The 13,461-nt window shown below is 68.5% G+C and carries 11 protein-coding genes; 10 read left to right on the plus strand and 1 reads right to left on the minus strand.

Annotated features, from left to right (window positions below; genetic code table 11):
- Nucleotides 1-86: 86 nt before the first annotated feature.
- The 9 genes from V1318_RS15510 to V1318_RS15550 all read left to right on the plus strand — a co-directional run bounded on the left by V1318_RS15510 (nucleotide 87) and on the right by V1318_RS15550 (nucleotide 9,952).
- Nucleotides 87-1,286, plus strand: a complete 1,200-nt coding sequence (locus V1318_RS15510) for a right-handed parallel beta-helix repeat-containing protein (protein WP_332940622.1) — start codon at nucleotides 87-89, stop codon at nucleotides 1,284-1,286.
- A gap of 273 nt (nucleotides 1,287-1,559) precedes the next feature.
- On the plus strand, nucleotides 1,560-2,720 hold the full coding sequence (locus tag V1318_RS15515) for a glycosyltransferase family 4 protein (RefSeq protein ID WP_332940623.1): 1,161 nt from the start codon (nucleotides 1,560-1,562) through the stop codon (nucleotides 2,718-2,720).
- Between the two features lie 5 nt (nucleotides 2,721-2,725).
- Complete coding sequence (locus V1318_RS15520) at nucleotides 2,726-4,021, plus strand: polysaccharide biosynthesis C-terminal domain-containing protein (RefSeq protein WP_332940624.1); 1,296 nt, start codon at nucleotides 2,726-2,728, stop codon at nucleotides 4,019-4,021.
- Nucleotides 4,018-5,175: a polysaccharide pyruvyl transferase family protein gene (locus V1318_RS15525; RefSeq protein ID WP_332940625.1), complete on the plus strand. Its 1,158-nt coding sequence runs from the start codon at nucleotides 4,018-4,020 to the stop codon at nucleotides 5,173-5,175. Before V1318_RS15520 ends, V1318_RS15525 begins: the two co-directional genes overlap by 4 nt.
- On the plus strand, nucleotides 5,145-6,017 hold the full coding sequence (locus V1318_RS15530; RefSeq protein WP_332940626.1) for a glycosyltransferase family 2 protein: 873 nt from the start codon (nucleotides 5,145-5,147) through the stop codon (nucleotides 6,015-6,017). The genes V1318_RS15525 and V1318_RS15530 overlap by 31 nt, the downstream gene beginning before the upstream one ends.
- Nucleotides 6,014-7,075, plus strand: a complete 1,062-nt coding sequence (locus V1318_RS15535) for an EpsG family protein (protein ID WP_332940627.1) — start codon at nucleotides 6,014-6,016, stop codon at nucleotides 7,073-7,075. Before V1318_RS15530 ends, V1318_RS15535 begins: the two co-directional genes overlap by 4 nt.
- A gap of 6 nt (nucleotides 7,076-7,081) precedes the next feature.
- Nucleotides 7,082-7,840: a YdcF family protein gene (locus tag V1318_RS15540; protein WP_332940628.1), complete on the plus strand. Its 759-nt coding sequence runs from the start codon at nucleotides 7,082-7,084 to the stop codon at nucleotides 7,838-7,840.
- A 316-nt stretch (nucleotides 7,841-8,156) separates the two neighbouring features.
- A complete protein-coding gene (locus V1318_RS15545) occupies nucleotides 8,157-9,179 on the plus strand; it encodes a polysaccharide biosynthesis/export family protein (protein ID WP_332940629.1) in 1,023 nt (340 codons plus the stop codon).
- A gap of 143 nt (nucleotides 9,180-9,322) precedes the next feature.
- Nucleotides 9,323-9,952, plus strand: coding sequence for an NAD-dependent dehydratase (locus V1318_RS15550; RefSeq protein WP_332940630.1), 630 nt, complete (start codon nucleotides 9,323-9,325; stop codon nucleotides 9,950-9,952).
- A 31-nt stretch (nucleotides 9,953-9,983) separates the two neighbouring features.
- Here V1318_RS15550 and V1318_RS15555 read toward each other — a convergent pair whose 3' ends face one another.
- Nucleotides 9,984-11,066, minus strand: a complete 1,083-nt coding sequence (locus tag V1318_RS15555; protein WP_332940683.1) for a serine hydrolase domain-containing protein — start codon at nucleotides 11,064-11,066, stop codon at nucleotides 9,984-9,986.
- A gap of 66 nt (nucleotides 11,067-11,132) precedes the next feature.
- Here V1318_RS15555 and V1318_RS15560 point away from each other — a divergent pair, with 66 nt between their 5' ends.
- The gene (locus V1318_RS15560; protein ID WP_332940631.1) at nucleotides 11,133-13,379 is read left to right on the plus strand and encodes a M13 family metallopeptidase; all 2,247 of its coding nucleotides are present in this window, start codon (nucleotides 11,133-11,135) and stop codon (nucleotides 13,377-13,379) included.
- Nucleotides 13,380-13,461: the final 82 nt, after the last annotated feature.

Raw genomic sequence — 13,461 nt, forward strand, 5'->3', positions numbered from 1 at the left:
GATCGTGACGTGATGGCGCGCGAGCGCATCGCCAACGCAGCTCTCCGAACAAGCTCTCTGAACAGGGGTCATCCCAGGAACCGATAGTGAACGAAGCCCACTCCGGCGGCGTCGCCGCGCCGCGCCGCGATTTTCTCCGCAAGTCCCTGCTCCTCGCCGTCCCCGGCATTCTCTCCTTCTCCTATCTTCCGCGCGCCCTGGCCGCGATCGGCAGCACACCGGACGCCACCTACACGCCGCCCACGCGGGCGCGCGGCGCCGCGGTCCTGAACGTGCGCGACCACGGGGTGTACGGCGACGGCGACCATGACGACACCACCGCGTTCCAGGCCGTGATCGACGCGCTGCCCGCCGACGGCGGCACCGTCTACGTTCCGGCCGGCAACTACATCATCGACCCGACCCGCAATCTGCGCCTGCGCAGCAAGATGCACCTGCAGCTGGCCGACGGCGCCAAGCTGCTGGCCAAGCGCAACAGCGCCGATCGCGCCTACGTCGTCATGGTCTACAAGGTCAGCGACGTGGAGATTTCCGGCGGCCAGATCGTCGGCGACCGCGACAACCACCTGGGCACCACCGGCGAATGGGGCCACGGCATCATGGTGCGCGGGTCCTCGCGCGTCACGATCCGCGACATCCGCATTTCCCGCTGCTGGGGCGACGGCATCTCGGTCGGCGGCGCGATCGTCACCGGCCTGCCCACGGTGATCTCGCAGGGCGTGGTGATCGCCAATGCGGTGTGCACCGGCAATCGCCGCCAGGGCCTGTCGATCGGCCGCTCCAGCGAGGTCAAGGTCTACGATTCGGAGTTCAGCGACAATGTCGGCATCGCGCCGGGTTGCGGCATCGACATCGAGCCCGACGCCAACGACCTGGGCACCACCACCACGGTGCACGTCGAGAACTGCCTGATCAAGGGCAACCAGGGCAACGGCATCCAGGTCTACAAGCGCGTCAAGGGCGTCACCATCAAGCGCTGCACGATCGAGTACAACGGCGGCTACGGGATCCTGACCATCGCTCCGGTCAGCGGTTACATCGCGCTCAACCGCATCGCCCACAACTATCTGATGGGCGTCATGCTGCGCTCGGCGACCACGTCCTATCAGGTCAGCGGCAACGTGTTCCGCAACAACCACACCCGCATGCACGGGGTGAACACCACCGACCTGCCGCTGGTGTCCATGACCGGCCTGGTCGGCGGCAACAACGGCAACGGCGCCCATATCCAGGCCACCACCGACTGCATCGACCTGCGCGTGACGACGAACTCGTACGCCAAATGAACGCGGATGCGCGCAGGGCCGGCGACAATGCCGGCCCTGCGCCTCATGAACGCGGATCGATGCCCGTAATTCATACAGCGATGCGACAAACGGTGTGGTTTCCCTCCATCGTTGCGCACCGTCGCGCATTCGTTCACTCGATGCACGGGAACGTGAGCGTGTTGTAAAAATCCGTGCCAGCGAGTGTGGCTACAATCGAACCACCTTCGTTGATCCGACCCGGTCGCCGCATCGCCCACCCCGTTCCATCGCGATGCACGACCGCGATTTTCTATGCGTATCGTTTTCTTCGCCAACACGGACTGGTACCTCTACAACTTTCGTCTTCCGATGGCGCTGCAGCTGCAGCAGCGCGGCGCCGAAGTGGTGATGCTCTCGCCGCCGGGCGAGTTCGGCGATCGTTTCCGACAGCACGGCCTGCGCTGGCTGACCCTGCCGATGGACCGGGTCAGCCTGAACCCCCTGCGCGAACTGTGGACCCTGCAGCGCCTGTTCGCCCTGCTGCGCGCCGAACAGCCCGACCTGCTGCATAACTTCACCGTCAAATGCGCGATCTACGGCGGTATCGCCGCGCGCGCGGCGCGGGTACCGGCGATCGTGCACGCGGTGGCCGGCATGGGCTTCGTCTACGCCAGCGACCGCATCAAGGCGCGCCTGCTGCGTCCGGTGGTCGGCGGATTGATGCGCGGCGTATTGGGCAAGGGCCATTCGCGGGTGATCCTGCAGAACCCCGACGACGCCCAAACCATGGCCGAGGCCGGCCTGGTGCCGGAGGACCGGATCCGCCTGATCCTGGGCTCCGGCGTGGACACCGAGCGTTTCCGGCCGGCGCGCGACGATGCACCGCGGCCCCTGCGGGTGCTGCTGGCGGCGCGCCTGGTGCGCGAGAAGGGCGTGCACGAGTTCGTCGCCGCCGCGCGACTGCTGCGCGAGCAAGGGCGCAGCATCGAATTCCTGCTGGCCGGCACGCCGGACGCCGGCAATCCCAGTTCGGTGGCGCAGGAGGAAGTGGAGGCCTGGCATCGCGAGGGCGTGCTGCGCTGGCTGGGTCATGTCGAGGACATGCCGGCGCTGCTCAACTCCGTCGACGTGATGACCCTGCCCAGCTACTACCGCGAAGGCGTGCCGCGCTGCCTGCTAGAAGGCGCCGCCTGCGGCCTGGCCCTGATCACCACCGACATGCCCGGCTGCCGCGAGATCGTCAGCGAGCACGGCCAGGACGGTTTGCGGGTGCGTCCGCGCGACGCTGCCTCGCTGGCCGCACTGCTGGCGCGCTTGGACGACGATCGCGCGCTGCTGCGCCAACTGGGCGCGAACGCGCGCGCGCGCGCGGTCCGCGATTTCGACGAACGCAGCGTGATCAGCAAGACCTTCGAGGTATACGACGAACTCCTGGGCCGCGTGCCCCATGAAGCCGTGGCCGAACCGCGGTGAGCCGCATGCTGCCGCACTCCTGGCGCTCCGCCGCGGCGGCGATCACCGTGCTGTGGCTGGCCACGCTGGCCGCGGCCGGCATGATCTTCCTGTCCCAGACCTTGCTGGCGCGCCGATTGGGCCCCAGCGATTACGGCCTGTTCGCCTCTTCGCTGGCGACGGTCAGCATGCTCGCGCCGCTGGCCGGCTTCGGCCTGTCGCAGTTCCGGCTCAAGGCCTACGGCAGCGAGGGCTGGTCCGCCGACCGCTGGCTGCGGCCGGCGCTGCGCTTCTCGTTGCTGAGCACGATGCTGGCCTGGTTCCTGCTCGCGGCCTGGGCCTTGTACGCTCCCGGCATCGATACCGCCACGCGCGCGGCCTTGTGGGCGCTGCTGCCGGTGGTGGTGGGGCTGCTCGCCGTCGATCTGGTCGGCAGCAAGCTGCGCCTGGAGGAGCGCCATCGCATGCTCGCGGCCTGGCAGCTGCTGATGCCGGGCGGGCGCCTGCTGGTCGCGGCGCTGGCGTTCGCCGCGGTCTCGGTGTCGGCGACGGCGGTGGCGCTGGGCTATGGCCTGGTGGCGGCGCTGGTGGCGGTGCTGGCGGCGCCGCAATTGTGGGCGCTGTGGCAGGGCCGGATCGACCTCAAGGGTCACGGGCCCCGCCCCCAGGCCGCGTCCGTGCAGGACATCCCCAGCGTCGCCCAACTCAGCGCCCAGGCCTGGGCCTACGGTCTGGCGGCGGTGCTGTATCCGATCTTCTTCCAGATCAGCACGGTCTTGCTGAAGTACCTGGGCAGCGACGCCCAGGCCGGGCACTACGGCGTCGCCCTGGCGGTCATGACCGCGGTCTATCTGCTGCCGGCCACGATCTACCAGAAGTTTCTGCTCTCGCGCCTGCATCGCTGGGCCGCGCACGACCAGCCGAAATTCTGGCGCGTCTATCGCCTCGGCAACCGCTGCATGGCCGCGGCCGGCGCCGCGATCGGCCTGGCGCTGGCGGCGCTGGCGCCCTGGCTGGTGCCTGCCTTGTTCGGCCCCGCCTATGTCGGCGTCGCCGCGGTGCTGATGGTCCTGGCGATCTGCACGCCGATCCGTTTCCTGTCCACCTCGGTCGGATCGGTCCTGCTCACCGAGCGTCATATGCGCTATCGCGTGCTCGCCATGCTGGCCGCCACCGCGGCCGCGGTGGCCCTGAACGCCGCGGCCGTGCCGCACTACGGCGAGCTCGGCGCCGCCTGGGCTACGGTGATCGCGGAAAGTCTGCTCCTGCTTTCGATGTGGCTGGGCGCGCGCCGCGTGATGGCCAAGGCGGCGAACGCATGAGCCGGCCGCTGAGCGTCGCCCTGAGCGGCTACTACGGCATGCGCAACTTCGGCGACGATCTGTTCGGCCTGCTGTGCGCGGCCGCGGCGCGCCGGTTCTGGGGCGCCGATCCGGTCCTGATCGGCCCGCCCCTGCTCGGCGCGCACGCGCGCAGCACTTGGCCGCGGCCCCTGCCGCCGGCGCTGTACGGTGCCGGCGGCCCAGCCGGCAAGCTCAGCCGCCTGCTGGGGTTCGCCGGCGGGCTGCGCGCCTGCGACCTGCTGGTCATGGGCGGCGGTTCGGTGATCAACGCCCGCGAATCGTTCCGCAAGCCGCTGATGCTGGCAGCGCAACGGCGCGGGCGCGCGCAGCTGGCGGCCATCGGCGTCTCGATCGGACCGTTCGCGAATCGCGCCGAGCAGACCATCGCCGCCGACTACGTGCGCAGCTTCGCCTACCTGGCGGTACGCGACCGCCGCTCGCACGCGCTGGCGCTGGAGATGGGTCTGGAGCGCATCGTCCACCACGGCCGCGATCTGGCCGGCCTGCTGCCGCATCTGGCGCCGGTCGCGGCCCGCCGCGGCGATCGCGCCGCACCGGTGATCGGCATCGCGCCCTGCCATTTCCACGCCCGTCCCGACCACCCCGCGCCGGCGCCGCAGGCCTGGCAGGACGCGGCGATCGCGGCGCTCGCGCATTGCGCGAGCGAACGCGCGCTGGCCGTGACCGTGTTCAGCCTCAACGGCCATCCGCGCCATGGCGATGCGGAACTGGCCCTGCGCATGCAATCGCAGTTGCACGACCGCGGCGTGGTCGCCACTGCGCAGCTGTACGCGGGCGGCGATCCGCTCGCCATGGTCGACGCGATCGCCGACTGCGACGCCTTCGTCAGTGCGCGCCTGCACGGCGCGATCGTCGCCTATCTGTGCGGCGTGCCGTTCACGATCGTGGACTACCACCCCAAGTGCCGCGATTTCGCCGACGACATCGGCCTGCCGTCGGCGCTGCGCATCACCGCTGACGAACATGACTACGCGGCATGCCTGCGCGCGCTGTCGACGATGCTGAACGAAACCGGTATCGAGCCCGCCGTTTCACCGAACTTATACGCGCAGCAAGCGCCTCGTATATTCCAATGTGCACCATGGTCGACGACTGCGCCCTCGACGCCATGAACGTGAACAGCTCGCCCGCGCGCGCGATCGCGCCGGTCAGCGTGATCGTTCCCTGCTACCGCTGCGCCGACACCATCGCCGAGGCCGTGGCCTCGGTCGCCGCGCAGAGCCTGGCGGTGGCCGAGGTCGTCCTGGTCGACGATTGCAGCGGCGACGGCACGCTGGAACGGCTGCACGCGTTGGCCGCGCGCTATCCCGAAGGCTGGCTGCAGGTGCTCGCCCTATCGGAGAACGCGGGGCCGTCGCGTGCGCGCAACGCCGGCTGGGCTCGCGCCAGCCAGCCCTATGTCGCGTTCCTGGATGCGGACGACACCTGGGCGCGCAACAAGATCGAGCTGCAGATGCAGGTACTGCGCCAGGACCCGGACATCGCCCTGATCGCGCACCGCATGCAGGTCCGCGACCGTCGCGCGCCCACGCCTCCGCCGGTGGACCGCGCGCGTGCGACCGTCGTCGGCCGCCGCCGCATGCTGCTGAACAATCCGTTCCCGACCGCCTCGGTGATCCTGCGCCGCGACTTGCCGTTCCGTTTCGACGAACGCTTCCGTCGCGTCGAGGACTTCCTGCTCTGGGCCCAGATCGCGCTCTCCGGCTACCGCTGCGTCAAGCTCGACCGCACCCTGGCGTTCTGGCACAAACCGACCTTCGGCGCTGGCGGCCTCAGCGAGGATCTTCGCGCCATGCACGCCGCCGGCCGCGAGGTCCGGCGCGAGTTGCTGCGACAGGGTCTGGTGAGCCTGCCCGAACACTGCTTCGCGCGTGCGCTGGGCTACCTGCGCCGCGGCCGCCAGCGCCTGCGCCTGGCCTGGCGGCGCGCGACCGAACCCGGGCTGCGGACATGAGTGTCATGCCGGACATCCTGGCCGCCGGCGAGCGCCCGCGGCGCGGCGCCGACGTCGCCGCCAAAACGGTGCTGAGCGTCCTGCTGCTGGCGATGGTGGCCGCGTTCGGCTGCTGGCTGGTCGGCACGCGCGCACCCGACATCGGCACCGACACCAACACCTACGCCGGCTTCTTCGAAGCGCTGGGCCAGGGCGGCATGGAAACGCGCCTGGAGCCGGGCTTCGTCTACCTCAGCTACCTGCTGTGGAAGCTCGACGTGGGCATCACCGGTTATCAGGCCGCACTGTTCGCCCTGATGCTGCTCACGGTGGTGATATCCAGCCATCGCTACTTCGCCTACCTGGGCGACCGCCGCGGCTACCTGACCTTCCTCGGCGTCGCGGTCATGCTGTTGTTCGTCTCGCCCATGTTCGTCAACGCCACCATCAACGCGGTGCGCCAGGGCCTGGCCGCGCTGCTGGTGTTCACCGCTCTGCTGTCGTTCCGCGAACGCAAGTGGCTGCACTTCCTGCTCTACGGCGCGGCCGCCAGCAGCCTGCACCTGTCGTCGCTGCTGTATCTGTTGTTCGCGCCCCTGCTGTTGCTGAGCGCGCGCAGCCAGCGCCTGGCCGCGGTGGCCGCGTTCGCGCTCTACGTCAGCGGCGCCTCGTTGCTGTTGGTGAAGGCCACGCTGCCGGCGCTGTACGAGCTGGTGATGTCCTATACCGCCAACCGCTACTACCGCTCCGGCGTGCGTATCGATTTCGCCGTGTTTTCGATCTTCTGGTACCTGCTGCCGCATCTGCTCTCGCCGCTGGTGCGCGCGGAAGTGCGCGATAAGATCAAGGACAGCGCCGGCATTTATCTGGTCATGATGCTGCCGTTCTTCGCCATCGGCTGGGGCTATTTCTCCAACCGCTACCTGCTGCCGGCATGGCTGTCGCTGTCCCTGATCCTGGCCGCGATGCTGTTCCACAGCCGCCTGTCGCTGCTGCGCCACCCGCTGTTGCTCCGATTCGGACTGATCGCGTCCTGCGCGGTGTTCTATTACTACGTCACCCACGAGATCGTGATCTGAGGGCCGATGATGCTGGCATCGCTGCAAAGAATGGCCGTCGCGCTGACCTACCCGCCCACCCTGAGCCTGGGCCTGACGGTGCTGGCGGCGCTGCTGATGATCCGCTATCGCAAGGCCGGCCTGCTGACCCTGTGCGCGGCGCTGGGCTGGTCCGCGCTGTGGTCGGTGCCGATCGCCTCGGATTGGCTGCGCCACCAGTTGGAGAAGCGCTATCCGGTGCTGGACACCGCGGCCTTGCCGCAGGCGGACGCCGTCGTCGTGCTCGGCGGCGGCAGCCGTTATGCCTGGTTGGACCAAGCCAACGTGCGGCCGGAAACGCTGCAGAGCAGCCGCTTGGCCGCCGGCGCCCGTGCCTGGCATGCCGGGCGGGCGCCGCGCATCGTATTGTCCGGCGGCGGCGGCGAAGGCGGCGGCAGCGAAGCGCGCATGATGGCCAGCGCGATCGCCAGGCTGGGCGTGCCCTCGTCGGCGCTGTTGCTGGAAGAACGCAGTCGCAATACCCGCGACAACGCCTACTACACCGCCGAGCTGGTCGAGCGCTTCCGCATGCGCCGCGTGCTCCTGGTCACCTCCTCGCTGCATATGCCGCGCGCGATCGCGCAGTTCCGCCAGCAGGGCATAGACGCGGTCGCGGTGCCGGTGCCCGAACTCGCGCGGCGATCCAACTGGCGCGAACGCTGGCTGCCTTCGCGCAGCGCGCTGTGGCGCAGCGGCCGCGCGTTCAAGGAATACGCCGCCTTGTTGTCGGTACGCTTATGGACCTGAATGCCTACACGGATATGAATCGGGCTTTCGCACGCGCCGCAGCGCGCGCATGCGCGTTCACGATGAATCCGTCCGCACCGGCGGCGGCGGCCGTCACGCCTTTTACGCGAATGCCCACTTAGGATCTTTTCACTGACGTGCGCAGCGGGAACGCTGAGCGCCATCGAAGTCGGCACGTTGGCATGGACGCGCACCCGGCATCGGCGATGCCGGCCACTGCCGCGAACATGAGGACCAGACCTTGAAGACCATCCTTTGCGCTTGTTCGGCGATCGTGCTTTCGATCGCATCCGCGGGCTGCGTGCCCGGCCAACAAATGTCGAGGAGCTCGGCCCACGAGGCCGAAGCCGTCGCCGGCAGCGACGTCAGGATGGTGCCGATCACCCAGGAACTGGTAACGGCGAACGCGCGGCCCCCGGCCAAGTTACCGCCGGAACTGCTGAACGTGCGCAAGGAGGACTACAAGATCCACCCCGGCGACACCCTGCTGGTCACGGTATGGGAGCACCCGGAGCTCACCGCTCCCGCCGGCAACCAGCAGCAGGCCGTCACCAACGGACGCCTGGTGCAGCCCGACGGCAGCTTCTTCTATCCCTACGCCGGCAAGATCAACGTCGCCGGCATGACCGTGCAGGCCCTGCGCGACACCTTGAGCGCAAGCCTGGGCAAATACCTGCGCAACCCGCAGCTGGACGTCAACGTGGTCGGATTCGGCAGCCGCGTTTCGCTGCAGGGCGCCTTCGTCGATACTGCGCCGCAGGAACTGACCACGGTGCCGCTGACGCTGTCGCAGGCGATCGGCCGCGCGCGCATCAATGTCGAAACCGCCGACCTGGCGGGTTTCACCCTGACCCGCGACGGCCGCAGCTATGCGCTCGATCTCGACGCCCTCAATCGCGACGGATCGGTGGCGCCCGATATCGTGCTGCGCCCGGGCGATCATCTGTTCCTGCCGTTCAACGACCGCAAGGAGGTCTACGTGGTCGGCGAGGTGCTGCGCCCGCAGGCGCTGACCTTCAAGACCACCGACATGAGCCTGACCCAGGCCCTGGGCCGCAGCGGCGGCCTCAATCCCGTGACCTCCAAGGGCGAGGCGGTGTACGTGATCCGCGGCATCGAGGCGATGCAGAACACGCCGGCCACGGTCTATCACCTCGACGCCAAATCGCCGGCCGCGTTCGCCCTGGGCGATCGCTTCTCGCTGCGCCCGGGCGACGTGGTCTGGGTCGGCCCGGCCGGCGTCACCCGTTGGAACCGCTTCCTGTCGCAGCTGCTTCCGCTGTCGGGCATCATCAGCAACGCCGCCTCGGCGCAGTACAACCTCGATCGCGGTAATTGATCCGGCACCAATGCGGCAGCGGGGCGGCCGACGGCGGCCGGGCCGCGCAGCTCGCGGCGCCGGACCGCGCGTTCGGCGTCGCGACGTGCCACCATCCGGCGATCCATCGCCACGAGCCCAGAGCTCAGTGTGAGTTGCCGCGCATGAAACTGCTGCTCGTCGGCTCGACCGGATTGGTCGGCCGCCACCTGCTCGCACTCGCCCTGGCGCATCCCGGGGTCGAAACCGTGGTCGCGCCGGTGCGTCGGCCCGCGTCGGCTCAGCCCAAGCTGCTCGCGCCGCTCGTGGATTTCGAGGCGCTGCCGGCCGACGCGGCGTGGTGGCGGGTCGATGCCGCGATCTGCACGCTGGGCACGACGATGCGCGTCGCCGGTTCCCGTGAGGCCTTCCGCCGGGTCGATCACGATTACCCGCTGGCGGTGGCCAAGCTCGCCCGCCGTCATCAGGTACCGACCTTCGTTTTGAACTCCGCCGTCGGCGCGGATCCCAATTCGCTGTTCTTCTACAACCGGGTGAAAGGCGAACTGGAGCGCGACCTGGGCGAGCTGGGCTTCCGCTCGCTGACGCTGGTGCGCCCCGGCCTGATCGGCGGGCAACGCGAGGAACATCGCGGCGGCGAACGCGCCGCGCTGCTGGCGCTGGGCCTGATGGGCCCGCTGCTGCCGCGCGCCTGGCGGATCAATCCCGCGCAGCGCATCGCCCAGGCCCTGCTCGACGCCGCGCTCGCCTCCGCTCCCGGCGCGCACGTCGTGAGTTCCGACCGATTGATCTAAGTCGTCAGGACGTTGCCGCGTCCGCGTCGCTTCATCGCTTGGCCGCATTCGGCGCGGGCCGGTAGATGTCGGCGATCTCGGGAATGAAGCGCTCCGGATTGGCGCCGACCAGATTGGTCAGCACCACGATGGCCAGCCCATCGTCCGGATACACCACGAACGCCGCGCGCGCGCCGCCGATGCCCGCCACCTGCCGATGCGGCGGCGGCGCCAGCACCGGCCAGCCGGCCGCCCAGGCGCCGTCGGCGCCGCTGTTCAACTTTTCCGGCGTCCACATGCCGCGAACGCCGGTCGCGCTGATCAACTTGTCGTCCGACAGCGCGATGATCCAGGCCGCCAGTTCGTCGGCCGTGGTCTGGATGCCGCCGCCGGCCCACAGACTGGGCGGAATGTCGTAGAACCAACGCGACAAACGATTGGCGTCGTTCTCGGCGATCGTCCCGCGCGGAAAGTAGCTGTACATGGTGGCCGCATGGGGGACCAGATCGTAGCTGTCGCCGAAGGTCGTCAGGCGCATGCCGGCCACCGCGAACTGGCGTTGCCTGAGGTAACGCTCGTAGGTCATCTTGCTCTGCTGGGCGATGATCCGCGACAACAGGCCGTAGTTGGTCTGGTTGTAGATGAAGCGCTCGCCGGTGGGCGCATCCATCGGCCGGTCCCGGATCGCCTTCCAGGCCTCCGGCTCGGACAGGCCGTCGACCATGCCTTCGGGGCCGACGACATCGGGCAGGCCGGAAGTGTGCGCGAGCAGCTGACGCACGCGAACCGCCCGCCACGCCTGCGGCAGATCGTCGAGGTAGCGCGACACCGGCGCCTCCAGATCGACCAGGCCGGCCTCGGCCAACTGGGTCATGGCGACGCCGGTGAAGCTCTTGGTCGCCGAGTTGATCGGAAACAAGGTGGTATTCGTCACCGGGACGGCGTTCTCGACGTTGGCCAGGCCATAGCTTTCGGACAGGACCAGGCGCCGGTCCCGGACCACCGCGATCTGCAGGCCGGGTATGCGCTGGTCCTGCATGATTTGCCGCACGTAGCGTCTGGCTCGTTCGTTGGCATCGTCCAGAGCGCTCGCGGCGGCACCGAATGCGGGCAGAGACAGCAAAGCAGCGACCATCGTCGCCATGACGCGCGGTTTTCCGGACAGCATGAAACTTCCCCAGGCGAAGTCGCCTATGACGTGATGGTCGATGCCGTAACGCGCATTGCCGCGCCGGCCCCGAAACAGGGATGCGCCGCAAGCGCGAAGGGTTTAAGCGCGAAACCCGAAATCGTCCTGGCGCAGATGGCGCGGCGGCACTGGCAATTATTGCGATGTGTATTACCGTGCGGGCTGACCATTCGATCGAGCGGCTGGATGACGGACTCCGAAATGCTTCTCGGCCGTGGCTTCGCCCGTCGGCGCGTGTGCGCGGGCATCGCGCTCCTGCCCTTGGTCGCGGCGAGCCGCGGCAGCTTCGCCGCCGCCGATGCGCCTCCCGCCTGGGGCGTCGACCTGGCCGGCATCGGCAGCAAACACGCAGCCGGCGACGACTTCTTCTCTTACGTGAATCAAGCCTGGCTCGACACCGCCGTGCGGCCCGCAGGCTACGCGCACTATGGCGAGTTGAACGCGATGTTCCTGCGTACCGAAACGCGGATCAAGGCGATCATCCAAGCCGAAGCCAAGTCCACGGCGGGCAGCAGCAAGTTGGCCGATCTCTATCAAAGCTACGTCGATGTGGATGCCATCGATAAGGCCGGCCTGGCCCCCATCCGGCGCGATCTGGATTCGATCCTGTCAGGAACGACCCATGCCGACGTGGCGCGCCGGATGGCGCACCCGCTGTCCCACACCATCGTGGGCTGCTACGTGTTCCTGGACGCCGGAAATACGCGCCGCAGCCTCCTGCACCTCGATCAGCAGGTGGCGAGCGGGCGTGTCGTGGGCTTGCCCGACAAACGCCATTACGACATCGCGAACGAAAAGTTCGCGAGCCAGCGCTCGGCCTATCTCGACTACATCGCGGCCACGATGGAACGCGCCGGAATCGCCGACGGTCGCGCGCGCGCCGCCGCGGTGCTGGCGCTGGAAGCGAAACTGGCCGACGCGCAGTGGAACCCCGAGCAACTGCGCGATCGCAAGTTGAACTACCACCTGATGGCGCTGGCCGAACTGCTGGACTATGCGCCCGGTTTTCCCTGGGAGACGTTCATAGAGGCCGCAGGCTATCCCCCGGCCGAGACCGTGGTCCTGAACACCGACACCGCGATCCGCGCTTGCGCCGCCATCTTCGCCCAGACGCCGGTGGAGACCTGGAACTCCTACCTGGCCTTCCACTGGATCCACAATCACGCGCATTTGCTGCCCACGCCCTTTCAGGATGCGAGCTTCCAGTTCTACGGCACGGCCCTGGCGGGCCTGAAAACCCGCCGTTCGCGCGCGGAGCGCGGCATACAGTTCGTCAGCCAGAACCTTCCGGAATTGGTGGGCGCGCGCTACGTCCGGCAATTCTTCACCCCGGCCGACCGCGCCGCGGTCGCCTCGATGATCCCCTATATGAAACAGGCCTTCCGGGCCCGTATCGCGCAGGCCGGCTGGCTGGACCCCGCGACGCGCCGCACCGCGCTGGCCAAGATCGACAGGATGCAGCTGCGCCTGGGCTATCCCGACGACCTGCGCGACTATGCCGAAGTCGAAATTCTGCCGAACGACCCTATCGGCAATCTGCATCGCCTCAAGGCCGCCCAGATCGAGCTGGATGCCCAGCACCTCGCCCATCCGCAACGCGCCTACCGCTGGCATCTGCCGCCGCAATCGGTCGATGGCAGCTTCAGCCCTCAACTCAATGCCGTCACGTTTCCCGCGGCGCTGCTGCAGGCGCCGGCCTTCAGTATCGCCGCCGACAGCGCGGTGAACTTCGGCGCGATCGGCGCCGTCCTGGGCCACGAAATGGCGCACGGCTTCGACGACCAGGGCTCCCGCTTCGACGACCAGGGCAATCTGCGCGACTGGTGGTCGCCGGCGACGCGCGCCGCATTCGATGCCAGGACCGAAGTCCTGGTGAACCAGTACTCCGCATACGAACCCCTGCCCGGCGCGCATCTGGACGGGCGCCGCAGCCTGGGCGAAAACCTGGCCGATCTGGTCGGCGTGACGGTGGCCTTGGACGCGTACCGCCTGTATGCCGCCGCGAACGGGATCGACATCCAAGCGGTACGCGACGGCTACCACGGCGAACAGCGCTTCTTCCTGGGATGGGCGCAGCTGTGGCGATCGCTCGACAACGAAAGCTCGTTGCGCGCCGATATCGATCAGGCCTACCACTCGCCGTCGAAGTACCGGGTCAACGGTGTGGTGCGCAATCTGCAAGCCTGGTACGACGCCTTCAAGATCGACGCGCAGGCGCAGCTGTTCCTGGCGCCGGAGCAGCGCGCGTCGGTCTGGTGACCGGGCGGCCGCGCGAGCGCCGTATGCTTTTGCTACGCACTCCCTCCACGCGCGCTGATGCCAGGCGACTGCGGGCCCGCAC

Source organism: Lysobacter sp. CCNWLW3 (assembly GCF_036697405.1).
In the GTDB taxonomy this organism is placed as follows: Bacteria; Pseudomonadota; Gammaproteobacteria; order Xanthomonadales; family Xanthomonadaceae; genus Lysobacter.